Annotated in this window: 20 protein-coding genes and 1 pseudogene; 7 read left to right on the forward strand and 14 right to left on the reverse strand. The window is 59.6% G+C overall.

Annotated features, from left to right (window positions below):
- Positions 1 to 10 precede the first annotated feature (10 nt).
- A complete protein-coding gene (locus EOS_RS10205; RefSeq protein ID WP_047846512.1) occupies positions 11 to 667 on the forward strand; it encodes an aspartate/glutamate racemase family protein in 657 nt (218 codons plus the stop codon).
- On the opposite strand, the gene EOS_RS10210 is transcribed toward EOS_RS10205, so the two are convergent.
- From EOS_RS10210 to EOS_RS10220, 3 genes are all read right to left on the reverse strand, one after another.
- Complete coding sequence (locus EOS_RS10210; protein ID WP_047846513.1) at positions 642 to 1,421, reverse strand: Crp/Fnr family transcriptional regulator; 780 nt, start codon at positions 1,419 to 1,421, stop codon at positions 642 to 644. The two genes, EOS_RS10205 and EOS_RS10210, sit on opposite strands and share 26 nt — an antisense overlap.
- 193 nt (positions 1,422 to 1,614) lie before the next feature.
- Positions 1,615 to 2,910, reverse strand: coding sequence for an MFS transporter (locus EOS_RS10215; RefSeq protein WP_047846514.1), 1,296 nt, complete (start codon positions 2,908 to 2,910; stop codon positions 1,615 to 1,617).
- 111 nt (positions 2,911 to 3,021) lie between these two features.
- Positions 3,022 to 4,116: a tartrate dehydrogenase gene (locus EOS_RS10220; RefSeq protein WP_047846515.1), complete on the reverse strand. Its 1,095-nt coding sequence runs from the start codon at positions 4,114 to 4,116 to the stop codon at positions 3,022 to 3,024.
- Positions 4,117 to 4,228: 112 nt separating this feature from the next.
- On the opposite strand from EOS_RS10220, the gene EOS_RS10225 reads away from it, so the two are divergent.
- The 4 genes from EOS_RS10225 (at position 4,229) to EOS_RS10240 (ending at position 9,356) form a co-directional block, all read left to right on the forward strand.
- Positions 4,229 to 5,140 (forward strand): LysR family transcriptional regulator, encoded by a 912-nt coding sequence (locus tag EOS_RS10225; protein ID WP_047846516.1) that lies wholly within the window; start codon positions 4,229 to 4,231, stop codon positions 5,138 to 5,140.
- Positions 5,141 to 5,499: 359 nt separating this feature from the next.
- Positions 5,500 to 6,873 (forward strand): sigma-54 dependent transcriptional regulator, encoded by a 1,374-nt coding sequence (locus EOS_RS10230; RefSeq protein ID WP_047846517.1) that lies wholly within the window; start codon positions 5,500 to 5,502, stop codon positions 6,871 to 6,873.
- A gap of 612 nt (positions 6,874 to 7,485) precedes the next feature.
- Positions 7,486 to 7,779 carry a hypothetical protein gene (locus EOS_RS46175; RefSeq protein WP_152693107.1) on the forward strand — a complete coding sequence of 98 codons (294 nt, stop codon included), beginning with the start codon at positions 7,486 to 7,488 and terminating at the stop codon, positions 7,777 to 7,779.
- Positions 7,780 to 8,207: 428 nt separating this feature from the next.
- The gene (locus tag EOS_RS10240) at positions 8,208 to 9,356 is read left to right on the forward strand and encodes a methyl-accepting chemotaxis protein (RefSeq protein WP_047846519.1); all 1,149 of its coding nucleotides are present in this window, start codon (positions 8,208 to 8,210) and stop codon (positions 9,354 to 9,356) included.
- 17 nt (positions 9,357 to 9,373) lie between these two features.
- Here the strand turns inward: EOS_RS10240 and EOS_RS10245 are convergent, their stop codons facing one another.
- The 8 genes and pseudogenes from EOS_RS10245 to EOS_RS10280 form a co-directional block, all read right to left on the reverse strand.
- Positions 9,374 to 9,988: an ankyrin repeat domain-containing protein gene (locus EOS_RS10245; protein ID WP_047846520.1), complete on the reverse strand. Its 615-nt coding sequence runs from the start codon at positions 9,986 to 9,988 to the stop codon at positions 9,374 to 9,376.
- A gap of 67 nt (positions 9,989 to 10,055) precedes the next feature.
- A pseudogene (locus EOS_RS10250) lies at positions 10,056 to 11,509 on the reverse strand (catalase).
- Positions 11,510 to 12,489: 980 nt separating this feature from the next.
- Positions 12,490 to 13,566: an ABC transporter substrate-binding protein gene (locus EOS_RS10255; protein WP_053063831.1), complete on the reverse strand. Its 1,077-nt coding sequence runs from the start codon at positions 13,564 to 13,566 to the stop codon at positions 12,490 to 12,492.
- Between the two features lie 94 nt (positions 13,567 to 13,660).
- Entirely contained in the window at positions 13,661 to 14,731 is a 1,071-nt protein-coding gene (locus tag EOS_RS10260; protein ID WP_047846521.1) for an ABC transporter ATP-binding protein, read from the reverse strand.
- A gap of 2 nt (positions 14,732 to 14,733) precedes the next feature.
- Positions 14,734 to 15,516 (reverse strand): ABC transporter permease, encoded by a 783-nt coding sequence (locus tag EOS_RS10265; RefSeq protein ID WP_047846522.1) that lies wholly within the window; start codon positions 15,514 to 15,516, stop codon positions 14,734 to 14,736.
- Between the two features lie 17 nt (positions 15,517 to 15,533).
- Complete coding sequence (locus EOS_RS10270; protein ID WP_047846523.1) at positions 15,534 to 16,448, reverse strand: ABC transporter permease; 915 nt, start codon at positions 16,446 to 16,448, stop codon at positions 15,534 to 15,536.
- Entirely contained in the window at positions 16,445 to 16,975 is a 531-nt protein-coding gene (locus EOS_RS10275; RefSeq protein ID WP_047846524.1) for an NAD(P)H-dependent oxidoreductase, read from the reverse strand. The genes EOS_RS10270 and EOS_RS10275 overlap by 4 nt, the downstream gene beginning before the upstream one ends.
- A gap of 22 nt (positions 16,976 to 16,997) precedes the next feature.
- Complete coding sequence (locus EOS_RS10280; protein ID WP_047846525.1) at positions 16,998 to 18,311, reverse strand: NtaA/DmoA family FMN-dependent monooxygenase; 1,314 nt, start codon at positions 18,309 to 18,311, stop codon at positions 16,998 to 17,000.
- 365 nt (positions 18,312 to 18,676) lie between these two features.
- On the opposite strand from EOS_RS10280, the gene EOS_RS10285 reads away from it, so the two are divergent.
- Both EOS_RS10285 and EOS_RS10290 read left to right on the forward strand, forming a co-directional pair.
- Positions 18,677 to 20,446, forward strand: a complete 1,770-nt coding sequence (locus tag EOS_RS10285) for a helix-turn-helix domain-containing protein (protein WP_082163294.1) — start codon at positions 18,677 to 18,679, stop codon at positions 20,444 to 20,446.
- 164 nt (positions 20,447 to 20,610) lie between these two features.
- Positions 20,611 to 21,390 carry an alpha/beta hydrolase gene (locus EOS_RS10290; protein ID WP_047846527.1) on the forward strand — a complete coding sequence of 260 codons (780 nt, stop codon included), beginning with the start codon at positions 20,611 to 20,613 and terminating at the stop codon, positions 21,388 to 21,390.
- A gap of 157 nt (positions 21,391 to 21,547) precedes the next feature.
- Here EOS_RS10290 and EOS_RS10295 read toward each other — a convergent pair whose 3' ends face one another.
- From EOS_RS10295 to EOS_RS10305, 3 genes are all read right to left on the reverse strand, one after another.
- On the reverse strand, positions 21,548 to 23,872 hold the full coding sequence (locus EOS_RS10295; protein ID WP_053063832.1) for a PIG-L family deacetylase: 2,325 nt from the start codon (positions 23,870 to 23,872) through the stop codon (positions 21,548 to 21,550).
- Between the two features lie 140 nt (positions 23,873 to 24,012).
- Positions 24,013 to 25,131, reverse strand: a complete 1,119-nt coding sequence (locus tag EOS_RS10300) for a nickel/cobalt transporter (protein ID WP_047846529.1) — start codon at positions 25,129 to 25,131, stop codon at positions 24,013 to 24,015.
- Entirely contained in the window at positions 25,125 to 25,742 is a 618-nt protein-coding gene (locus EOS_RS10305; RefSeq protein WP_160312476.1) for a DUF1007 family protein, read from the reverse strand. Before EOS_RS10305 ends, EOS_RS10300 begins: the two co-directional genes overlap by 7 nt.

Raw genomic sequence — 25,742 nt, forward strand, 5'->3', positions numbered from 1 at the left:
ATGGAAAACCATGACAACCATAGCTGTTATTCATACTGGCCCGGTAACGGTTCTGCCGATCAAGAATCAACTAAGCGAGTTGATTGCCGATGCTCGGGTCATCAACATCATGGACGATAGTTTGTTGAACGATGTCCGCACAGCGGGGCATCTGACACCCGAGGTCGCCAGCCGCATCTATAGCTATATGTCGAATGCGCAGGCGATGGGCGCGGACATCATTCTCAACGCGTGCTCGTCGGTTGGCGAAGCGACGGACGCGCTAAGAGATCTGATCCGCACGCCGATCGTCAAGATCGACGAATCCATGGCGGAAGAGGCAAGTGCGATCGGCTCGCGCATTGGTGTGGTCGCGACCGTATCGACAACACTGGATCCGACCGTGCGCCTGATTCGCCGCAAGGCCGAAGAGCGCGGTCGGACCGTCGATGTAACCGAGCGGATCGCGGAAGGCGCTTTCGAGGCACTGCTCAGCGGTGATGGCGCACTCCACGACGAGATTCTGAAAAGGACGATTATCGAGCTCGCCGATCAGGTCGACGTCGTGGTGCTCGCACAAGTCTCCATGGCGCGTCTTGTCCCCGCGCTGGGCGAGTTGCGCGTGCCGGTGCTGTCCAGTCCGCGTAGCGGCGTCGAGGCGGTCAAACGCGCGCTAGCGGCGCTTTGACGACCTGGCCGTTGACGGGACGCGCGGTGAACGACGTTGACAAAACCGCCTGTCCCGACACTATCTTTCGTCGCAAGAATTTCGCGACGAAGAGGGGCGTCAGCACGATCTTGCGTTCATGGATGGCGGTCAGCCCCTCGGCCTTGAGGTCGTTGAAGTGCCGGTTGACCGATTCACGCGAGGTGCCGATAAATTCCGCGAGCTTGTCTTGCGGGATCGACAGGTCGATCAGCACGGCATCTCCTGTACCCAGGTAGTCGAATTCAATCCCTATCTGGTTGGCGAACATCGCGAGAATGTTGGTGAGACGCTTGCGGACGTCATGCAGCGACAGGTTTTCGATCAGTTGCTGCGCCTCCTGCCATCGCTGGTAGTGGCTGCTCAGAACAAACTGGTTGATGACGTCGTAGCGCGCGAGCAGTTGCTTGAAATCCGCCTTGCGGATGTAGCAAATCATGCTTGGTGCAAGCGTCTGCGCATGATGCGAATAATTGGCTTCGTTCAGGACGTCGCCGTCGCCGAACAGCATTCCCGCCTTGATGAACGAAAGCGTAATTTCCTGTCCGTCCTCGGTCAGCCTGAAGAGCCGGACGCTGCCGGTCTTGAGCAAATACACATGCTCGCTCAGGTCTTCCGGCCTGTAGATGGTCGCGTTTTTTCGCACGGTCCGGTGATCGCTGAAGGCCGGCATGACCTCATCGAGACAGTGACGTTCGATTAGCGAAAGCAGCTCACTTTTTCCGACAAACCACATTACGTGTCTCCTTGAAATGTGTCCTGGGTAATGACGAACGCATGTGAAGTGTTTTTATAAAGGCGTTCGTCACCTGTTCGAATCATGAAGCCTACATGTGGCCCTCTAGCATTGCCCATAAAGAGTAACACTGCACCGGATACTGTGCAGTGTCGACGTGGATTACCGGTTCGCGTCTCGCGACGCACCGGCGCTAGTGCGCGGCAGGCGCCACTTGATATCTCCTTCGACCGATCATCAACGTAAGCAGTGCCGACACTGCCAGGCTTCCCGCAACAACGTAAAGCCCGGCGGCATATCCGCCGGTAACCGATTTCAACCAGCCAATGGCAAAGGGCCCGACGAAGCCGCCCAGATTGCCGATCGAATTGATCATCGCGATGCCGGCAGCAGCACCCGCGCCGGACAGGAACGTGCTGGGCATTGCCCAAAGCGGCGCCTTGGCGGCGCTGATGCCGACGTTGACGAGCACGAGCGCCAGGACGACACCCAATGCAGTTTCGGTCGAGCCAGCCCACGCGAGGCCGACGCCGGCTACCACGCAAGGGATGACAACGTGCCAGGTGCGCTCGCCGCTGCGGTCGGAATGCCTAGCCCAGAGCACCATCGCCAGGACCGCCACGACGCTTGGAATGGCGTTCAACGCGCCGGTACCGAGGGCGCTGAAACCGAACTGACGGATGATCAAGGGTGCCCACAGGCCAAGCGTATAAAGTCCCGCCGAGGTGCCGAAGTAAATCAGCGACATCACCCACACGCGCGAGTCGCGAAGGGCGCTCAACGCACCCGATGCATGGCCCGCCTGCGATTCGCGACCCATGCTTTCTTCACGCAACGTCGCGATGAGCCACGCTTTTTCATCGGCGGCAAGCCACTTTGCTTTGTCCGGAGAATCGGTCAGGACCCTCAAGACGATCAGGCCAAGGATCACTGCCGGGATCGCTTCGATGATGAAAAGCCATTGCCAGTCCCTAAGGCCCGCCAAGGCTGGCATCTGCATGATGGCTCCCGAGATCGGCGAGCCGATCGCCGTTGAAAGCGGAGCCGCAGCCATGAATGCCGCCGCTGCAACAGCCCGTTGCCGCGTCGGAAACCATTGACTCAGGTAAAGGATGATGCCGGGGAAGAAACCGGCTTCGGCCACGCCTAGCAAGAAGCGTAACAAGTAGAACGAGTTCGGCCCGACGACGAACGCCGACGCGGCCGAAACAAGCCCCCATGTCACCATGACGCGGGCAATCCAGATGCGCGCGCCCACCTTGTTAAGAATCAGGTTCGACGGCACTTCGCACAAGAAATAACCCAGGAAGAAGATGCCGCCGCCGAGGCCGAACATGGTCGGTGTCAGTCCCAGGTCCTTGTTCATGGTAATGGCCGCAAAACCGACGTTCACCCGGTCAAGGAAGCTGACGAAGTAAAGCAGCATCACGAACGGCAGGATGCGCCACGTCAGCTTGCGAACCACACGGCCTTGTAAATCGTTAGTCATGCAAGTCTCCGCTAGTCGCCCGTGACAGGGTTGTCCGGGCGCTCTATCTGTTTTATTTTTATTGCCCTAGACGCTTGGGCAATCTCTCAGGCAGCCCTCCCAGGAAATCTCTTAGGCCGCCTCGGATGTCACCGCCGAATTCGACGCGAGGAGGGCGCACACGGCTTCGGTAACCTGCGCAGTGGTTGCCTTGCCGCCCAGGTCGCCGGTGTGCAGCGTCGGGTCTCCCGTAACGTGTTCGATCGCAGTCATCAACGCGCGCGCTGCACCCCTCTCGCCGAGGTGCTCCAGCATCATCACGACCGACCAGAATGTGCCGATCGGATTGGCGAGGCCTTTCCCCATGATGTCGAAGGCGGAACCGTGGATAGGCTCGAACATCGAGGGATAGCGGCGCTCGGGGTCGAGGTTGGCGGTCGGTGCAATGCCAAGACTGCCGGCAAGTGCCGCTGCCAGGTCGCTCAGGATGTCCGCGTGAAGATTCGTGGCAACCAAGGTATCGAGCGAGGCCGGGCGGTTCACCATGCGGGCGGTCGCGGCATCGACGAGTTCCTTGCCCCAGGTGACGTCCGGAAACTCCTTCGATACTTCCAATGCAATTTCATCCCACATCACCATGGCGTGACGCTGCGCATTACTTTTGGTGATCACCGTAAGCAGCTTACGGGGGCGCGACTGTGCAAGGCGAAATGCAAATCGAAGAATCCGCTCGACGCCTGCCCGGGTCATCAGGGATACATCGGTTGCGACCTCGATCGGATGTCCCTGATGCGCACGGCCGCCAACGCCGGAATACTCACCCTCCGAGTTCTCCCGGACGATCACCCAGTCGAGGTCCTTCGGAGAACAGCGCTTGAGCGGACCCTCGATGCCAGGGAGGATGCGCGTGGGGCGCACATTCGCGTACTGGTCGAAGCCCTGGCAAATCTTGAGGCGCAATCCCCAAAGCGTCACATGATCGGGAATGTGCGGGTCACCTGCCGAGCCAAAGAGGATTGCGTCCTTGTCGCGAATCGCGTCGAGTCCATCGGCTGGCATCATGACGCCATGCTGACGGTAATAGTCGCCACCCCAGTCGAAGTCTTCGAACTCAAAACCGAAGTCGTTGCTTCGCGCAGCGATTGCTTCAAGCACGCGCTTTCCCGCTGGCACGACTTCCTTGCCGATTCCATCGCCCGGAATGGTTGCGATGCGATAAGTCTTCACGGTGCTCCTCCTCATTAGTAAACATATGGCTAATGCTAGAGCCTTAGCTGGTTGCGGAAATGCTGCTAGACTCAAACCGCTGTTAACTTAAAGTTAATAATTGGGTGAGTTAATGCGTTCACTAATACAGCCGGAAGACTTGCGGTTTTTTTCGGTTTTGGCGACTAGCGGAAGCCTGACTGCTGCCGCGCGCGAACTGGGCTTGAGTACCGCGGCGGTAAGCAAGCATTTGTCGCAGATGGAGTCGCGCGCCGGCGTGGCGCTTGTCAGCAGGACGACTCGCCGAATGAGCCTCACGCCGGAGGGCGAGCTTTACCTGACGCGTGCGCGGCGAATCCTTAGCGAAATGGACGACCTCTCGCAGCTGCTTGGCGGTTCGCAAGCTGCTCCCAAGGGCTTGCTAAGAGTCAATGCAACGCTTGGTTTCGGACGAGGTCACGTTGCGCCGCTAATTTCGAAGTTCGTTCGCGCGTTCCCGGAAGTGGATGTGCAGCTTCAGCTTTCAGTGGACCCGCCGCCGTTGAGCGACGATACCTTCGATGTCTGCGTGCGTTTCGGTGAACCGCCGGATGCCCGCGTCATCGCGCGGCGCATTGCGCCTAACAGGCGCCTGCTCTGTGCGGCTCCTTCCTACTTCGCTAAGCGGCGAATACCAAGAAGCCCCGCCGAATTGTCTCAGCACAACTGCATCGGCATTCGACAAGGCGACGACGGATACGGTGTGTGGCGGCTCATAAGCGGGCGGGGCGCAGCGGAGAAAACAGAGACGGTGCGCGTGCGCGGCAACCTGACTACGAACGACGGCGAAATTGCCGTGAAATGGGCGCTTGATGGCCACGGTATTCTGATGCGCGCGGAGTGGGATATAGCGGAGTATCTTTCCGACGGCCGTCTGGTCCAGGTGTTACCGGAGCATAGAACGCCCGGCGCCGATATCTATGCGGTGTATCCGCAGCACTTGCAGATGACGGCACGAGTGAAAGCGTTTGTCGAGATGCTCGTACAGACGTTCGGTGCTGAGTAGTGGTTAGCGGAATTCGCGGCGGCTCCATACACGTATCTGTAAGCCGGATCTAAGCCTCATCTAATGTGCAAAGCACCGCAAGGGCGAGGGACTGCCCGCGTTTGCCGTTTACACATTTCAGTTACATATAGCGACCTTTTCTCATCGACAGAAACGCAACTTAACTTTTCGTTTCACCTGTCGTGAATTGGCGCCGCTACGATTTCGTCATGATGGGAACTCCGCCTCGCTGTGGGACCTCTCTAATTTTCCGCTAAGTGTGCCTCCATATCGCTTGAGGTGACGAACGATCGTAAAGGAATGGAAAGCCGTTAAGACCGAGATGTAAAGAAGGGCCTACCAGAGAACCTCTTACAACCATGGACAGCGCTCATCGCACGCTTTTATACATTGGCGGTAAGCCAAACGAATCGCTTCTAAGGCGCCTTCGCGATCGCGCCTGGCTTGTCGTACCGGCGATGAGCGCCAACACCATGGCGAAGCTGGCGCGCGCGCCAATGGCAGGCCTGCTCGATTTGACTGATGGTATTCACGAAGGCCGGATCGCGAGGGTCGAACAGCTGTCACGTTCTTTGCTAGTGGCATGGGTCGCGCTGGTATCGCAAGAGACGCGAAAGTGGTCGGCCGTGCGAGACGTAATCGCAACACATTGCTTTGACTTTGTAACGGTACCGACATCGCATGAGCGGATCGTGAATGTAGTTGGCCAGGCTATTGGTATGGAGGTTCTTCGTTCCGAGGTGGAGCCGCCAGAGCTTAATGATGCGTTAAGCGACGGCATGATAGGTTCATCCGAGGCGATGCTGGAGCTTCATCGAGCCATTGGAAAGGTCGCCGCGACTGATGCAACGGTTTTCATTTCGGGCGAGTCGGGGACAGGCAAGGAATTGACCGCGCAAATGATTCACGCCCGGTCGGAGCGCCGCGATAAACCTTTCGTCGCCGTGAACTGCGGCGCCGTTCCGCACGATCTCCTGCATTCGGAACTGTTCGGCTACGAACGCGGCGCCTTCACCGGTGCTACACAACGCAAGATAGGGCGCGTCGAACAGGCTCGTGGCGGCACCTTGTTCCTGGACGAAATTGGCGATCTTCCTTCCGAAAGTCAGGCCGCGCTGCTGCGTTTTATCCAGGAACGCAAGATCGAACGGTTGGGCGGTCTTGAGAGTATCGACGTCGATGTCCGGGTGATAACGGCGACGCATCAGGATATGCAAAGTGCCGTGGACGAAGGTCGTTTTAGAGCAGACCTTTTCTTTCGGCTTTGCGTGCTTCAGGTTCGGGAGCCGCCTCTTCGCGTGAGAGGCAAGGACATTACCGAACTTGCAGCACACACGCTTGAACGATTCAAAGACGAGCGCGAGCGTCGGATACACGGCTTCGCACCAGACGCGATCGCGGTATTGCATAACTACGGCTGGCCTGGGAACGTCCGGGAACTGATCAATCGTGTGCGACGCGCGATAGTTTTGTCTGACGGTAAATACATCACTGCCGAGGACCTTGAACTAACGGACTACGTGTCGCTCGCGCCAGACTCGCTTCGGGAAGCGCGGGCGGCGGCAGACAGGCGGGCGATCGAGCTCGCGCTATTTGTGCATAGGGGCAGGGTTGTCGACGCCGCCCGTGGCCTTGGCATCTCGCGGGTGCATCTGCATCGGCTGATGCAGGAGCTCGGAATACCCCCGCGAGCAACCGTTGACGAAGTACACGATCTCAGTGATACGGGGTGAAGCTTTCCGAGGCGGCCGATGAACCTCTGAATGTAAGTGATGGAGAATCATATGCGCTTGCTCGAGTCAATCGACCACACCGCGTGGGCCACATGCCAGCGGTGCGGAAACACCTGTTCAGGCGGCCAACGGTGCAGCCGATGCGGCCAAACGCCGACCCTCCTGCAACGTCTAGCAAGTTTTTCCAACTTCTCGAACGGAAAGAAAGGTGGCTCGCGCGCCATCCTGCGTCGCACGCGTTCGCGAGGCGCGTATCCGGGACTGGCAGAAACCGCGCTTCTTTTTGATCAGGAACGCAGGAGGCGCATGACGCGAATTGCGCTTGCTTGCGCGATTTGCGCTGTAGCAGTCGCTACCTATTTTTTCGCGGCACCTCATCTTGCGGGCATCGGTTTGCACCCGCGAGCCGATGACGCACACATACTTGTAGCAGGGCCAGTGATCAAAAGCGGTGCGGCGGCTGCGCCAGGAACGAACGTCTTGCCGACACAGTCGTCGCAATTGAATAGCGGCCGAAATGCCGACACTAAATCGGTAACGAATGAGAACGCGCGAACGCAGAATCCCGATGTCAGCGAATTTTATCGCTCGTTGCAGAGCCGGAATCTATTCGTGGCCCACCGGCGTCTCGCCGGGATGTCGGAGAACGGTAAAGGTCCCGGCCAGTTGGAACAGATGCACGCCGACCTGGCCAGCCGCGAACATATGCGGGATGAATATATGCAACGCGCCAGGCACTGCCGTGACGTAGACGACTGGCAGTGCGTTTCCGAAAACGCCACGCAAGCGTCCGCCATCGATGCATCCAGCGTGCAGGCAAAACGTCTTGTCGCCCTGGCAGCGAAGGAAATGGGCAATGGTTCGGGTGGGTTGCATAGGGGCCGCGCTATCGGGCACCCTGCGTGATATCGGCCAGAGCATCTCTCACGTCGCCAATCAAAGCTGGCCACCCCGCCTCGCGCTGGCGGAACAGATACATATTGTTGGGGTACCACGGTGATCTGGATCCTGTTCGATGCCAGCGCCAGTCAACCCCCGTTTGCGGCAGCATCAACCAGCACGCAACACCCAGCGCACCGGCCACATGACGGGCTCCTTGCACTGTGGTCGGTCGCCGATACTTAAGGGATCGCTTATCTCGCGCCCGCAAAATCCGCGAAAAAACATTACTCGGCTCTCGTAAACCCGGTTGTCGGGCATCGCAGGGACGGCCGTAAACACTGACAACAGCAAAGAATATCGGGCGCTGTGCCTGACAACGAGGCGACGCGCTCCAGTGTCTTACGCGAACGGTCCTGACCGGCGCAGACGGAGCAGGCCAGAGTGAGTGAACGATGATCAAACTTTCGAACTTCCGCTTGACGACGCGAATTACGTCGGGCTTTGCAGTGATGGTGCTTCTGGTGGCCGGCGTGGGCGCTATGGCGATCTGGGCGATGCAAAGTGCACTGGATGCCCAGGCATCGACCGCATTGCGCGCACGGATGGGCACGATGTTGTGGATGGTCGGTGTTGCCTCGGTTTGCGCAGCAGCCGTTGGCATCGCGCTCGGCTGGGCGATTCGACGCAGCATCAAGATACCGGTCGAACGAGTGGTGGCGTCAGTCGGACGCATTGCGGGCGGGGATCTGGTTACCCGGGTCGAATCGCACGGCCGGGACGAAATTGCATGGCTGAACCATGAGCTTAACCAGATGCGCAAGAAGCTGCAGACCACGATCGCCGACGTAAGGAGTTCAGCGGAAGCCGTTGCCCAGGCGTCGGGCGAAATCGCTTCCGGAAACAACGACCTGAGCGCGCGTACCGAGCAACAGGCAATCAGTCTTCAGCGCACCGCACATTCAATGGACTCGCTGACCGACACGGTCAAGCACAACGCCGACCACGCGCAGCAGGCCAATCATCTGGCCGCGAAAGCAAGCGATGTTGCGATCAAGGGCGGCCGGGTGATGAACGAAGTCGTGACGACGATGGGCGAAATCAACGCGAGCGCCAGCAAGATCGAGGACATCATCGGTGTGATCGACGGCATCGCGTTTCAAACGAATATCCTGGCGCTGAATGCGGCGGTCGAGGCCGCGCGTGCAGGCGAGCAAGGGCGAGGCTTCGCGGTGGTCGCCACGGAAGTGCGCGGACTGGCACAGCGCAGCGCCGCCGCCGCGAAGGAGATCAAAGCGTTGATCGGCCAGTCGGTGACGAAGGTCGAGGCGGGTGTCCGGCTAGTCGATCTGGCAGGTAACACCATGGGCGAAATCCTGAAGAGCGTGGAACAGGTCACCCAGATCATGGGCGAGATCAGCACCGCCAGCGCTGATCAGCGAGCCGGCATCGAGCAGGTCGACGAGGCTATCGCGGAGATAGAAAGCGTCACCCAGCAGAACGCTGCGCTGGTCGAACAGGCTTCAGCTGCAGCGGGGTCGTTGCAGGAGCAGTCGCAGACGCTCGCAAACGCGGTGAGCATTTTTCAGATCAAGAAAGTCTGACTCGGACAGCCACGCGTTTATTGCGTCGCGCCGACCTGGCGCAGTGCATCCTCTGCAACCATGTTGCGTTGTGCGGTCGCCATTTGCAACGCGGTTCCACCACGTGCGTCGACATGATTGACGTCAGCGCCGTGGGCAACAAGCACGGGAATCATATCGAGCCGGCCGAATAGCGCAGCAAACGACAATGCCGTTTCCCCCGCGTTGTTGGTTTGATCGATATTGCAATGCGTGTCGAGCAGTATCTTCGCAATATTCGTCTCGCCTTTGAAGAGCGCGCCCATCAAAGCCGTGTTGCCGTGTACGTCGGCGGCGCAAGCGTTGGCTCCCGCGGCAAGAAGCACCTTCAAGGTATCGGGGTGATCGTCGTATGCGCTCAGGATGAGCGCGGTATATCCCTGGGGCGTTTTCGTCTCCAGCGGGTAATGTGCATCGATCAGCGCCTGCACAATATCCGTACGCCCGGCACGCGCGGCGGCAAACCAGTCATCCGAAATTCGCGTGGCATCGACCAGTCCCGAATAGCCGCCCGGCAAATAAGCGTGCTCCGCACAACCCGCCATTAACAGTGCGGCTATGGCAGTGACCGTGGCGGCGCGAACAAGATGCCGCGCGGTGGAAAAGCATCGCATTATGTTCTCCGTAATGAACCATATTCAACCAACAGGGAGCCCGCTTGACGCAGGCTCCCTTAGTGCTTCAGTTTTCGCTCAGGTGCGCGGCCGCATCCTTCACCCGCGCAACATCCGCGTTGGTCGCACGCGCAAGGCGAGTACCGTAGTCGGCATCGGCCTTATAGAAGTACGAAAGCATGGCGTACTTGTTCGCGTCGTTGGTGACGCGGCCAAGGTCGCCCGATAGCGCCGTGATGAGGTCGGTCTTCCCGGTTTCAGACAACGTCCGGTAGTACTCACCGGCCTGACGGAAGTCGAGCGTCTTATGGATCGCTCTTTGCTGCGTCGTGCCCATGAGCGGCGTCTGCACGGACTTGTACTTGTCCTGCTGGGCAATCTCAGCGACTCCGGAAGGCTCATAGTTCACCTCACCCTTTCGATCGCCGGCATTCATGAAACCGTCCTGGTTGTTATTGCTGACCGGGACGACCGGGCGATTGATCGGCAACTGGTTGTAGTTCGGGCCAAGGCGATACATCTGCGTGTCGGCGTAGGAGAACAAGCGTCCCTGCAACATCCGGTCCTCGGAAGGCTCGATGCCCGGCACCAGCCGCGAGGGCGCGAATGCCGACTCCTCCGTCGACTCGAAGTAGTTATCCGGAACGCGGTTGAGCGTCATCGTGCCGACCTTCTGTTCAGGGATGGACGATGGCCACACCTTAGTGTCGTCAAGCGCATCGAAATCGAACTTGTCCAGGTCCTTGGGCGAGAGCACCTGGATGTACAGGTCCCACTGCGGATACGAATGCGCCTTGACCGAGTTGTACAGGTCGTTGGTCATCAGGTTCCAGTCGGCGCCGATCGAATGCGGGATGTCCTGAGGACGAATGCCTTCGACCCCTTGACGGCTCTTCCAGTGAAACTTCACGTAGTGGACTTCGCCCTTGGCATTGACGAACTTGAACGCGTGCACGCCGTAGCCGTCCATGTGCCTGTATGAATCCGGCATGCCCTCGTCCGTGTAAAGGTGCGTGAGCATATTCGTCGCTTCAGGCGAATGGGAGAAGAAATCGAACGCCAGGTTCGGGTCCTGCACACCCGTTACGGCCGATGGTTTGTTCGCATGCACGAAGTCCGGGAACTTGATGGCGTCGCGAATGAAGAAGATCGGCCAGTTGATACCGACCATGTCCCAATTGCCCTGCTGCGTGTAGAACTTGACAGCAAAGCCACGCGGATCGCGAGCTTGCTCCGGCGATCCACGATAGCCCATCACCGTCGAGAATCGTACGAACACCGGTGTCTTCGTCCCAGGAGTGAAAACCGCAGCCTCGGTCAGCGAACTGATGTCGCTGGTCGGCACGAACTCGCCAAAAATCCCCGTGCCCCGCGCATGCACGACGCGTTCGGGTATGCGCTCCCGATCGAAGCGTTGCAGCTTTTCGATGAGATGCGAGTCCTGCAGAAGAACCGGCCCTCGGGCCCCGCCGTCTGGGAATTCTGGTTATCGCCGACCGGCGATCCGCTATCCGCGGTCATGCCTTCAGCGTAGGCGAATTGGGCAATTGATATTGCCGAGATAAACGAGAAGGTACTTGCGGCGATTTGTTTCTTGGATATTTTCACGTTGTATTCCTGTTTCAGGTGGAAACCGCAGGAATACTAGAACCCGGTCATTCGACGCGCCAATCTCTTTTTTCTATGAACGCAATAGCAACTGGTTTTTATGGAATTAAGAAACATTACAGAAGCGAAAAAGAAATCGGATTAATTCTTGTTGCGTGATCGGTGAACCCCTGATAAATCATCGAGATATATGACGTGAATGTGAAGGCAGTGAATTATTGCGGTTTCCAGAGAAAACTCAGATCAAGGCGTCTTTGCATTGCTGTTCCATAAACAATGCATGCTCCGTTTGCAGCGCTACTGGAAGCTGTGGTGGCCGGAGGCGACGTTGTGTGAGTGTATTGTGTGCCGGTGTCCTGACGGACGCTGTTAAGGCTGACTTGAGTGGAGCACATCACAATTGCGTGAATTTTGGGATATCGTTTATGAGGTGTTGATTGTTTGTCTCTGATTTTTACGAATTATTTTATTGTGACGTAGATCACTAAAAAGTCAAATGGCGCGGGAGGCATGGGAGCAAGAACCGTTGAGGAAATCGGATGACCCAGCCGGATTACCGGGCCAATTGATATCACGCGTCCGCATCAATACATTGCAGATACCTTTGAACTCTGTGACAAAATCAATCGCGGAGATATTCCGTGTCGCTAGTTCATGAAACTAAGTCGCTGTTGCGAAATTAGTTGAGTGGACGGGGGGCGTTCGCACTCGGGGTTGGTCTGGGGTTTTTGGGGCGGGTGGTCGGGGGTGATGCTGGGTTGCTGCTTTCGGCCTTAGTGGTCTGCGGGAGTTAGACAGACCGGCCACGGACGCAGAAAGCAGCAACCCGGCATTGACCCCGACCACCCACACCGGCAGCCCCAGACCAACCCCGAGTGCGAACGAAACCCCCGTCACTTGGCGAAGTCGGTCTTAATCTGCTCCCAAAGTTCGACATATTGAGCACGACGCGCGTCGGGTACCGGATGCACGAAGCGCAGGCGCTTTTGCACGTCGGGCGTGCCCATCACCACACGGTTAAACGCATCGGCAGGAAGTGCATCCACCGCAGCCCGGTTGGCGGATACCGCAGCGCCTATGTCCGTGTCCCACTTTACATAGAATTCCTTACTAAGCATGAAGTTGATGAACTTGGCGGCATCGGCGGGATGCTGGGACGTATTCGGAATAGCCATCGCATCGAGCCAGGCAATGGCGCCTTCGTCGGGGATCACGAACTTCACCGGCAGCTTGTAGCGTTTGGTCGCCCGGGCGGCGGCACCGGCCCAGATCGCGCCGATATCGAAATTGCCTGCCGCCATGCCTTTGAGCCACTCATCCTCGGACGACCAGAACATGCGCACCTGGGGTTTCAGATCGAGCAGCTTTGCCTTGATCTTGCCCATGTCCGGTGGATTGTTGATGTCCTGGCCCGTCGCCAGCGCGGCGAGGTTCACCGCGAAGGCAGAGTCGTCGCGCATAGCCAGGCGGCCCTTGAAACGGGGATCCCACATTGCCTGGACCGAGCCGATATTGCCCTTGACCTTGTCCGTGTTATAGGCAAACGAATTGATGCCCCACACCCAGGGCACGGCGTAGAGGTTACCGTTGAAATTCAAGTCGGGGCTATTGCGCATTGAAGGCTGCACGGTGGCCATGTTGGGAATTGACGATGGATCGATCTTCTTCAAGAGGCCAGTCTGATAAACCGCCAACACGGTCTGGTTGCCGATCACGACCACGTCGTAAGCGCCCGGGTTGGTGGCCAGCTTGGTGCGCATCTCCTGGTCCGAGCTGTAGTAGTCGTTCACCACTTCAATGCCGGTTTGCTTCTCGAACATCTCCAGTGCGAATTTCTCGTCGGTGCCATAACCGTGCCAGTTCAGCACGCGGATCTGCGTCGCCGCATGGGCGTATCCACTGAACAGACCGGCGGTCGCGAGCACGGTACCCAACGCCCAGGTCAACAGGCGATTCTTCAGCTTAGCCATCGATATTTCCTCTCTTGTGTTCGCCAGGGACAACCAGCTTGTAACGCGGTAGCAGACGGCGGGTATTGCGGGTATTGCAACCACCGCCGGGGTCTTAGTTCACCAGCAGCGTATCTGCCGGGTTCCATTCAATGACGGCTTGCTGGCCCGGATAAAGGGCGCAGCCATTGTTGTTCTGCAAGAAGAGGTTCAATTGCTGGTCGCCCATCTCGATCTTGTAGGTGATGCTGTTGCCGGTATAGATCTCGTGAGCAATCCGGCCGGTGATGCGGTTGGCCAGGTTCTGCGTCGATCCGATAGCGGAGGCGTACAAGCGCTCGGGACGCACAGCCGCCAGCACCTTCTCCCCGGTTCGCCGGTTCGATCCATGGGATGAATAGATGATTTGTCCGTCTTCCAGCGTGACGTGGGTGACACCGTTCACCTGCGCGGAGACCTCGCCGGGAAAGAAATTGGACTCGCCCAGGAAGCTCGCCGCGAAGCGCGTTTCCGGCCTCTCGTATACCTGCCTGGGCGTGCCGACCTGTACGACCTTGCCGCCGTTGATGATGGCGACACGGTCCGACATGATCAGCGCCTCGTCCTGATCGTGAGTGACGAAGATGGTGGTGATGCCGACTTCGCGCTGGATCTTTTTCAGCTCGATCTGCATTTCGTCACGCAGTTTCTTGTCTAGCGCGCCTAGCGGTTCATCCAGCAGCACCACCCGCGGTTGCGTAGCCAGGGCACGGGCCAGCGCCACGCGCTGTTGCTGGCCGCCGGACAGTTCACTCGGGCGGCGCTCTCCGAAGCCCTGCATGCGTACGAGTGCCAGCAACGCTTCGGTGCGCCGTTTAATTTCATCCTTGGGACGATGCCGCACGGACAGGCCGAAACCAATATTGTCGGCAACGCTCAGGTGCGGAAAGAGCGCGTAGTTCTGGAACATCATGCCGATCTCGCGCTGGTTGATCGACACGTCGCGCATGGGGCGGCCATCGATCTCGACGCTGCCGCTGTCGGGTTCCACGAAACCCGCAATCGATCGCAACAGGGTCGTCTTGCCGCCGCCGCTCGGGCCCAGCAGCGCGAAGAATTCTCCTTCCGCGATGGATAGCGAAATGTCGTCCAGGGCCCGCGTCTTGCCGTAGTCCTTGAAGACATGCTTGATATCGACTCTACTCATGCTCAGCGCTCCCCACCGAATTTGCTGAATCGTGCGAAAACACCCATCAGTCCCATGGAAAACAGGATGATGAGGGTCGAGATGGCATTGATCTCGGGCGTGTAGCCCTTGCGGATTGCCGAGTAGATTTCCACCGGCAATGTCGAGACGCCGATAGGCGCAAGGAAATACGAAATGACAAACTGGTCGAAGGAAACCGCGAAGGCGAACAGCGCCGCCGCGACGATTCCCGGCGCAAGCAGCGGCACGGTGATGCGCCAGAAGGTCTGCCATGCGCTCGCGCCAAGGATGGTGGCGGCTTCTTCCAGCGATAGGTTGACGGACTTCAGCCGGCTGCCGACGATCAGTACGACATATGGTAGCGACAACGCAACATGCCCCAGCAGGATGGCATGCAGGCTGCGGTTGATGCCGACCCAGTAGAAGAAGATCATCATCGCCGTTCCGGTGATCAGCCACGGAAAGATCAGCGAGGGCATCAGCAGCAGGTGCAGCAGCGGTTTGCCGGCGAATGAGTAGCGCGCGAATGCCAGCGCTGTCAGCGTGCCCAGCAGGGTGGCGATCAAGGTGTTGGTCATCGCGATCAGGACGCTGTTCAGGCCGGCCTGGAGCAGTTCATTGTCCTGGGCCAGCGTCTTGAACCAGACCAGATCGAACTGAAAGGGCAACTGGTACAGTTCCGAGCGGTTGAACGCCATTGCCATCATGATGACGATGGGCAGGTAGAGGAAGACCAGCACGAGCCCCAGATAGCTGGAGGCCAGTGCGCCGAGCAGACGTTGCATGGATCAGCTCCTCTTTGTCAGCCGGCCAGATGCCGGCGCAGCAGGGGGAAAAACAGCGCCATGACAACCAGGATCATGGCGAGCAATACAAAGCCCAACGCGGCGCCCAGTGGCCAGTTGAAGGCGGCCGTGAACTGGCTCTCGATCAACGTGCCGAACATGATTGCCTGCTGTCCGCCCAGCACCCGTGCTTCCATGAAGGAGCCGGTCACCGGAACGAAGGTCAGCACACAACCCGCCACCACGCCCGGCAGACTGAGCGGCAGGATCACGCGCAACAGGGTTTGCGTACGCGAGGCGCCCAGGCTGCGCGCCGCCTCGATCAGCGCGTCGTCTATGCCTTGGAGCGCGACATAGCAGGTCAATACGAGGTAGGGCAGATACGCATGGACCAGGCCGATCACAATCGCCGGATAGGTGTAGAGAATGTCCACCGACAAGCCGGGCGCGATCATATGCACCAGATGCCCGAACAGCCCGCTGTCGCTGAGCACCATGGTCCAGGAGAAGGCGCGCACCAGCGCGTTGCTCCAGAAGGGCAGCATGACCAGCAGCAGGATCGCTTCGCGCCAGCGTCCCTTGACGTGCTTGGCTAGCAGGAAAGCAGCCGGATAACCGATCGCGAGGCAGCAGAGCGTCACCTCCAATGCCAGCGTTAGCGAGCGTCTCGCATTGATCAGATAGAACGGCTTGGTGAAGATGTCCCAATAGTGCTGCAGGGTGAAGCTACCGCTTTGCCCGGCGATCGGCGCTACCGTCAGCAGGCTGAAATACAGCATGGTCAGCATCGGCAGGAAGACGGTGATCAGGAGCCAGAGATAGGTCGGCCCGGTCATGGCGGCCAGTGCACCCGTTCTCCGGCTCCTGGCGCTCGACCGCCGGTTTTCTTCCACCGCGTCGAGCACACCCGAGGTCGAGCTGTTGGAACTCATGCGATAGCTCCGCGATAGAGCGCGATGAATTCACCCACGGCTTCGCGGCAGCGGGCAAGGAGCAAGGGGTCGACACAGCGACCATCGACGAACTCGCTGTCGGATGCGTAGACCGCTGTCGGCACGGTATGGGCGCCGAAGAAGCCGAACAGCGGACGCATCTGGTGTTCCACCATCAAGGCGTGGCGCAACCCGCCGCCGGTGGCACCCAGCAGCACGGGTTTATTGCGCAGGCTCAGAGGATCGACCAGATCGAACACATGCTTGAACAAGCCTGAATACGACCCCTTGTAGACCGGGCTGGTGACAATCAGTCCTTCCGCCTGCTCGATGCTTTCCACCAGCGCGCGAGAAGATGCGTCGAGTTCGTCCTTTTGATAACACGCTCCCATTTGCCGCCCGTGCACCACGAGGTCGTGCACTTGCACGGGCAGCCCGCTGACAGTCTCGAAGGTGTCGACGAGGGTCTCCAGCAGCGCCCGGGTCTTCGACGGCATATGCGTATTCGCGGACAGCGCGATGATCATGTCAATTCTCCAGCCATCAATATCAGTCTTTGAGGTTTTGCCGCAGCGTATTGCCGCTGTACGCCGTACGGAACACGCCTCGCCGCTGCAACTCGGGTATCACCGCGCGGCACAGGGATTCGTGAGAGCCGGGGAAGTAGATGGGAGCTACGACAAAACCATCGCACGCACGCGCGTCGAACAGCGCCTGCATCTGGTCTGCAACGCTCTCGGCTGTGCCCACGAACTGGTCGGGCAAGGATTTTTCCGCGGCGCGCTTGAAGTCGCCACCCTCGGCGGCGGCGCGTTGCCTGAGGAAATCCGTGACGCCCTGGATACCCTGGTTGCCCTGCAACTCGGCGAGCCCGGCATCGGTGGTATCGCTGGTGACTTTCGACAGGTCGGCGCCCACATTGCTCGAACTCGCCGCCAGGACAAGCTCGGGATTGGCCAGCGCGTTGAGGTACTCGGCTTTCTCCCGTGCGATGGATTCGGTTTCGCCTACCACGATGGTGCCTTGCAAAAGGATCTTGCAGTCGTTCGGATCGCGTCCGCCGGCGCTCATTCGCTCATGCATGTCGTTGTAATACGCTTGCATGGCGGCGGTTGTGCCATGAACCGTGAAGATGAGTTCGGCCCAGCGTGCGGCAAAAGCGCGGCCCCGTTCCGATGAACCCGCCTGCATCAGCACAGGCCGGTTCTGAGGGCTGCGCGGAATGGAAAGCGGCCCGCGCGTTGCGACCCAGCGGCCCTTGTAGTCGGCGTATCTCACCTTGCCCGGATCGGCGAAAACGCCCGTGCGCTTGTCATGCACGAACGCGTCCGGTTCCCAGCAATCCCACAGCGAGCAACAGGCTTCCAGAACTTCGTCGGCGTGATCGTAGCGCTGTTCACGGGGAAGAATACTGTCGAAGCCGAAATTCTGTGCTTCCAGATCCGTCGCCGACGTCACCACGTTCCAGGCCACGCGACCCTTGCTCAGCACATCGAGTGAATTGAGGGAGCGCGCAAGATGATAGGCATTAAAGAAGGTGGTGGACAGCGTCGCGCCCAGGCCCAGATGACGGGTAGCGGCGGCCATCAGCGGCAACACAGTCATCGGGTCCAGATAACTGACCTGGCCGCCGTGCTTGACGTAGCTGTCGAGGCTGCCCTTGTGAATATCGTACAGGCCGAACAGATCGGCGAAGAAGCAGGCGTCCACGCAGGCCGCCTCCAGCTCCTGCGCGATCTGCTGATAGCGCGAGGGTTCGAACAGGTTGTCAAGACGGGCTTCAGGATGACGCCAGCCTCCGACGTGGACCGCCGTGGGACCGGTTTTCAGATAAGCCACCAGGTGCATCATTCGCTTGGACATCTTGTCTTCCGTTTTTTTAGGAGTGTCCAGACGATAAGCAGCCGATAAGCCCTCGTCTTCACCGGAAAGAGAGGGGATTTGCGCCGGTCCGATCCTACGGAAAGACTGTCCTCCTTTAAAAACAGGAACATGGCGTTAGTCTTCTCCTACGAAAGAGTGGAGAGCGCAGGCCCGGGGCGCCTGGAGGCTACGAGCGTGTTTCCCGGGCTTCGCGGCAAGCGGTGCGCCCCAGGCCTCGGCCGCGAGCGTTCGGCCCGGCAGGGTCCTTTTTGATCGCTTACGATTTGTGCTTATAAACCGGCGGCCAAGCCGGTGGCTAGGGCGCCAAATAAAGCGGGTGTGGAATTCAGCTTCTGGAGCGGTGCATGAGCGCAAATAGGTGCGATGAGCGGGTGCCCGGCGTGGCACGGTCGATGACTGAACCGGCGCAGCCGGACGTCAACGCGGTCGACCGGCAATGGGCGCGTCTGTATAACGCGTTCGACCACACGGAAGGTCTCGACGCGACGCTGCATAAACTGACGGCGCTGGCCTGTACGTTGTCGCCGTGGTATGCGAGCGCGGTGGTGGCTATCGATAAAGAGGGCGGGTTTATCGAGCGTCTCGCGGAAACCGGCGAGCGGGCTCCGATCTTTGCGCTGCTGCCGACACGCTGGCCGTTGCAGACGAGCCCCTGCAGGGAACTTATGCGGACCGGCGAGAACCTCATCATCACCGACGTGGGCGCCTGCCGCGACTATCCGCTCTATCAGGCTGAAGCGGTGGCGCAGGCTTATCGTGGCGTGGGCTTGATGCCGTGCGGGTCGGACGGGGCGGGGCGGCCGCTAGCGTTATCGGTGCACAGCCGGGAAGCGGTAGAGGATTCAGATGATATGCGCGAGCTGCTTTCGCGGCTGGCCTGCATCGCGCGTGGCGAAATTCTCCGCGCCAAAGCCTGCGATGCCGAGCAGGCACGGCTTCGCAGGATGGAGCGTTACGCCGGGCTGGGCGCCGAATTAATGGAAAGCGTACTTGGCGGCCGGAGCGCGTCCGAGGTCGTCGGGCAGATGGCGCATAACGCCGGTTTTCGTCTGGCGCTGCTCGACATTCCGGCGCAACGCGCCTATTTCACGCATGCAAAGGATGAGGCGCTGGCGCCCGCGTTGCTCGCGGACTGGCATAACCGTGGCACTGCTTCAACCCATTCTCCAAGCGGTACGGTCGCGCTAAGCGAGCCCATCGTGATCGAAGGGCGTCTTGCGGGAGCGGTGATCTATCTCGACGGCACCATTGCAGCCGATGAAGTGCGCTACCTCTTGCTCCACGTTAAATCCGCGCTGAGTTCCTTGCTGCTGCGCAGTCATCTGCACGCCGTCGGGATGGCAGCGGGACTCAAGTCGATATTCGAAACCCTCGCGACGGGCGAGTGGCAGAACAGTCAGGTGTTCGCCTCCAGTGCTCGCCACCTGGGTCTCGATCCGGCGGCTCCCGCACAATTGTTCGCGCTGAACATGGACGCCGGGGTGGCCGCCGATGCGCCCGAGCGGCTCGCGCATCCACTGGCCTCGTGTTGCCCGGGAGCCGTATGCGGCCGGGCGGCCGACTTGCTGCTGATCTACGTGCCCTGTCCGTCGGACGGCCTTTCATCAACGATGAAACAGCGCATAGCGCAGATCGTCAACGATACCTTGTCGTTGTCCGCGCGGGCGCTCGCCGAGAGCCCGGTGATCACGGCCATCGAAGCCTATCCGGGCGCGATACGCACCTTGCGCCACGTGCTGCGACTAGCGCAGGCCCTTGGGCGCAGCGGCCGGGTGACCATGGCCACCTTCGATCCCTTTGCGTTCCTCGCGGCCACGCTCGATAAGAACGCGGCGCCCGAATTCATCACTTCGACGCTGGGTCAGATACGCCGCTACGACACGACCCATTCGACCCGTTTCGTCGATACCTGCATGGCGTTCGGTGAAAGCGGTTGCCGCTATCAGGAGACGGCGGACCGCCTGCATATCCACGTTTCGACGTTACGGTACCGGATAGCCCGGATCAGCGAACTGTTCAACATTCAACTGACCGATCCAGACGTGCGCTTTTCGCTGGATCTGGCTTTTCGCCTGGAGCGGTTGTTGGGAGACGGGGCGTTGGCACATGGGTAGGGAGCTGCGCGTGATTCGCGTGAATAGTTGACGCGTGCTTCTCCCTGGTGGCGCTTTCGTCTTGCGCGGGAGTGAGCGGAAAAATATTTTCATAGCGACGGGAATAGCGGGATGGGTAGCGGTGTTCGTCCCATTGCAAACCGCAAACTTCCCAGGAATTGAAAATGAAAATCCGTCACGCTACGTTACTTTTGTCGCTCATCGCCAGTGCCTTCATTTCAGCCGGCGCCATGGCTCAGCAGACCCAACCCGCCAAAGGTCCCGTCAAGAACATCGTGCTGGTCCATGGTGCGTTTGTTGGCGGTTCGGGCTGGAGGCCGGTCTACGATATCCTGACCAAGGACGGTTATAACGTCACCCTGGTCCAGGAACCGCTGACGTCGTTCGCGGAAGACGTGACCGCGACCAAGCGCATTCTCGATCGTCAGGACGGACCCGCTATCCTGGTTGGTCATAGCTACGGCGGCGCGATCATCACCTCGGCCGGAAACGACTCCCATGTCGCCGGTCTGGTCTATATTGCGGCTCACGCGCTGGACACGGGCGAGACCGAAGTGGGCAACGGCAAGAAGTTTCCGAATTCCGCAAGGCCGCTCGTGAAGACACCAGACGGTTTTCTGTTCCTCGATCCGGCCAATTACCCGGCCGACTTCGCCGCGGACCTGCCGTTGAAGCAAGCGCAATTTGAAGCCCGCGCGCAGATGCCGACATCGGCCACGGTTTTCTCGACCGCAATGACCGATCCCGCATGGAAAGTGAAGCCTAGCTGGTACATGGTCGCTAAATCGGACAAGATCATCAATCCTGACCTGGAACGGATGTACGCAGCGCGTGCGCACAGCCATACCGTCGAGATCACCGGCGCGAGTCACTCGGTTTATGAGTCGCATCCCAAGGAAGTCGCGGCCTTGATCGAGCAAGCTGCCGAACACGCACAGGACTAAGCTTCATTTTCACGAAGAAGAATAGGGCAGGAATCGCTGGACAGTTCGATTCCATATAGATAGGAATACTTATATCTGGATAGAGTCGAATTGCTCAGCGATCCAAGCCCTCAAGGCTTTGGATACTTTCTTGAACGGAACCGTCTGACACACCTCGTTACTGCGACAGCGTGTTGATCCATAACGCTTCCGAAAAGAGCCCCGGCAAGTCGCCCCAGATCTGCACCGGACCGAGCTTAAACGACGGTTCGAAGTCGTAGCCGACAAGACTCGGTGCGCCACCGGTGAAATAGAAATCGCCGAGCCTGGCGTTTGCGCGCTTGAAAAGCACCAGCGTTTCATTCCGGTCACGCCGTACAAGCGCGGGAACAGCGTCGGCATAGGACGATTCATGCAGGGTGGCGACCTTGAGGGGCTCCCCGAACTGCGCGCCGCCTTTCATTCGCCACACATCGATATTAGGTCCATCTCCTCGTGGCTGAAGCACGACCAGATCGTCGAACCCATCGCCGTCCACATCGCCCGCTACCACCTTCGCGAAAGCGGGTGCGAATTCCGCATAGGTGTTACCGCGTAGCCGGCCAGCGAACGCGCTGCCCGAACTGGCGAGCTGCGTGACGGCCATCGCCGAATTCACCGTTTCGATCGCGATCAAGCCAGTGCGCTGCTGTGATCCAGCCACGCGAGCAGGCAGGAAGCGCGCGTTCGTACTAAGTCCGCTTGCCTTCATCCAGAGCGCGGGTGCACGCCCGGTCATGCCCTCGCTCGCGACTACCCAAAGGTCAAGCGTGGCGTCGCTGCGTTTTTGCGCGATCGTCACGCCGGCGCGGCCGCTGCCATTGAAGTCTCCGGCCACGTATTGCTGCGCGCTGGCGGGCGTCAAGGCAGAGGAGGTCTGGTACCAGAGGTGCGGCGCCTCGAAGCGCGTACCGGTGCTGCGCATCAGCCAGAAGGCGGTGCCGCCGTTACGCGGGGCGATGACCATCAGGTCGTCGCGTCCCGTGCCTTCGAAGTCTCCGAGCAGGAAACGCACGCTGTCAAAGCAGAGCGTGTCACCGGCGCATGTGGGGGTGCCGGCATGGGCGTCGAACGGCACCGCGTTCATATACCACGGCGCGGCAGTCGGCAGCCGCGACATGTCCGCGACCCACACGTTGAAGCCCGGTCCATCCCGGCGACGCTGCACGTAGACCGTACTGATCCGCTTCTCGCCGTCGACGTCCCCTCGAACGTCCCCGTACATCGCTGCGTCCTGACGCAGATCGGTCCATTGCGAGTGAGGCGTGGGCGCCCATCGCGATTCCGCGGTCAGCGACGAGCAGCGCCCGGCCAACAGCGTGCCGTCGTGTGCCGCGAGGCAGTGTCCGAGCGGGGTGTACACGAGGCCAAAGTCCCACGGTGTCCATTTCTGAGCCGCTTCGTTTTGACTGCACGGTTCTTCGACCAGGTTCCCGCTGCGTTCCGCGACGCACTGCTGCGTCGATTCATCGACGAGCTGCGAGTTGTTCTTCGTGCCCGGCATGGCCGGCACCGGTTGCCAGTGCCAGTCCTGTGTCTTCGCGCCCGAGCAGGCTGCAAGTGTCGGCTTGCCGTTCGCGCCGGCCGAGGTCAGGCACTGGCTCGTATACTCGTTGACGAGGTTGCTCGAGCGCGGCCGGAACTCCAGGCCTGCCGAACTCGAACTGGACTCGGTCCAGTAGCGGCGCGCAATCCAGTTGCCGTCCCACTGATATTCGCCGAAGACGTGCTCGCCGTTGTCGTCGCCATCGATGGCGAAGTAGGACGCCACGTCGTCGCGCTTGTTCTGCGTATCGCCGGCGCTGAGGTTTTTCGGCATGCCTCCGGTCGGATACGTGACGTGATAACCAATCGGGATGCTCCGGTTGAGACCCTGGGCGACCACGCGCGTGATCCTCGCGGCATAGATATGGTCGGGGTGTTCGATGAAAGGCACCGTGTCCGGGTTCAGCGTGTAGATCGCGGTCGCGGGAGCGAGGATCTGCTTAAGCGTGGCTACGGTCTCCGCGCGGTCGTAGTGAGTAGCGCCGGAGCCGTCGTTGTTGATGGGATAGGTGTCGATGGTTGCACCCTGGTCCCACATCAGGCCGAGCGGCACCTTGCCGCCGCGTACCCCGCCTCCCGGCATCCGCAATTCCAGCAGCGTCACCTTCGGCTGCTGTTTCAGCACCATCTGGTGGACGGGTTTTCCGGCGAACATGACCGTCGATTCGATCCAGTCGTCCGGTACGCCCGCCATGCGCGCATAGGCCAGGCGCGTGCCTTTTTCGCGCAGTTTCACGTAGTCGAAGTTTGCGCCGTTAGCCCCGCCGATCAGGTGCACGGTGGTGACGCACCAGCCTGCCTCCAGCTTGTCGCTGATGCCTGGATTGACGAAGAGCAGGTCGTCGTCGAGGTGGGCAACGACGGTGACGAGCGTGCCGGCATGGCAATCGGCTGCACGCGAGCTGACAGGGGCGAGCATTGCGCCTATCCCCGTCATTACCAGCAGTAGCGCAGCAGCCGATCCCCGCAGCCGACTGCATGTTCGCATGACAACCCCGTATGACATTTTTTTGGCCCACGTAATTATTGGCCCATCCAAGCCGACCGCCCGATCAGACGTCAGGCGAGCGTTGCAGCCTGCGTTCCGGACACTAGCGCAAACACTTGCCACGCCGCGAACGCCGTGATGAAAAGGGCGCCTGCGAGAGCCAGGCCGAAACGAACTCGTTCGATTTTCTGGTGCCTGAAAACAGCCGCTTTCGATACCATCCGGTTCATCGACAAACTCGTCATGCCGATCGCCAGGACCGTGCAAGCGACACCTGCACCCATCGCTAGCGAGGCAAGCACGCCCACTATAAAAACCTTGTTGGCGAGCGCCGCAATCAAGACAAAGATGGCGCCTGCGCACGGACGCACACCGACTGCAACGCCCGTCATAAGTATCCGCCTGCGGACCCGGGACGGTCCTCGTTCAGCGTCCGTTGGCGTCCAGCGTGCACGGGAACGTCGTTGAGCCAAACTCGCCCCGAGATACCGGGCCTGGTCCTTCTCATCCGAACCCGCCTGTATCAGGCTCACGTGTTTCTTCGGCACGAGCTCCAGACGATCGACGTCGCAACAATCGCGCCTGGTGACGACCGCCCATAACGTCCACGCACCGACGCAGAGCAAGACAATATAGCTGGCGAGTTCAAGACTCGACGCCCGGGTCAATACGCCGCGCAGTCCCTCGCGGCTCAACCATGCCGCGCCTCCGACAAGAACAATCGCGGACATCGACTGAACCAGCGCACTCCATCCGCTCAGGAGGGCTGCATCGACGAAACGTGCCCGGTGCGACGCCAGATATGCACTGACGACGATCTTGCCGTGTCCTGGTCCCAATGCGTGCAACACGCCATACACGAACGAACACAGCACGATCATCCCCGTGGTGAACAGGTCTGACCCATCGCGCTCGTTCGCGAGCGTCTCCTGCAATTGTTCGTTCAGCGTGCTTTGCAGATGGATGCTGGCGTTCACTGCATCGCGGATGATAGATGGCATCGCGCCGGGTGCGGGTCGAGGAGCATCGGCCGTGTTGGCAGCGCTTGGCGTACAGGTCGAAGTACGCCCGAAGACGTCCGTGGTTTGAGCAAAGACGCTATGCGAAGCGAGCATCATGGCAAGAGCCAGACACACACCAATCGCCTTGCGATGTGCGCCGCCGAACCAGCTTACGAAGCATGTCAACACGATAGTCTGCTCGCTTGAGGAAAGAGGGTGCCGCCGAAAATCGGGTGGTCGTGATCCTCGAATGGCACGGCCCGGCACGTATCCGGCTTGCCTGTACTGAGCGTCGGCATGGGCTGCGCAGCGTTTTCAAAATCTACGAAAAACGTATCGTCCCAGACGCCGAGCGTCACTCGCGCGCGCTTGACGTCCACCGGTTTTCCGAGCGGCATCAGGAATCGATATACAACGTGGCCGTCCTCGATACCCACACTGAAGTCACGTGGTTCGCCCAGGGCAACGGCCTTGCCGTCGGCAAAAACATGCGTGAAATAATCCGCGCCCTTAAGCGATGAAAAGGCCTGAGCCTTGAACGTCGCCGTGTAACTTGCGTTGAGCGGACCGGACTTTGGCATGCTGGAGAAATCGCCGACCATCGAAAACGGGAAGCCTTTCGAAAAGGTCCACGTCTCCTGCACGGCAACGAGCAGCGTTCCTTGCGTCTGGGCGACCATCGAGTAATTGATCCACACATGCGGATGCGCTTGGGGTGAGGCCGGAAGCGCACCAAGCAACAGGGCGCAACACGCGGACAGCAGATAGCGATGAAACCAGCGCAGAAGCAAGGATCTCAT

The organism is Caballeronia mineralivorans PML1(12) (assembly GCF_001028175.1).
Classification (GTDB): domain Bacteria; phylum Pseudomonadota; class Gammaproteobacteria; order Burkholderiales; family Burkholderiaceae; genus Caballeronia; species Caballeronia mineralivorans.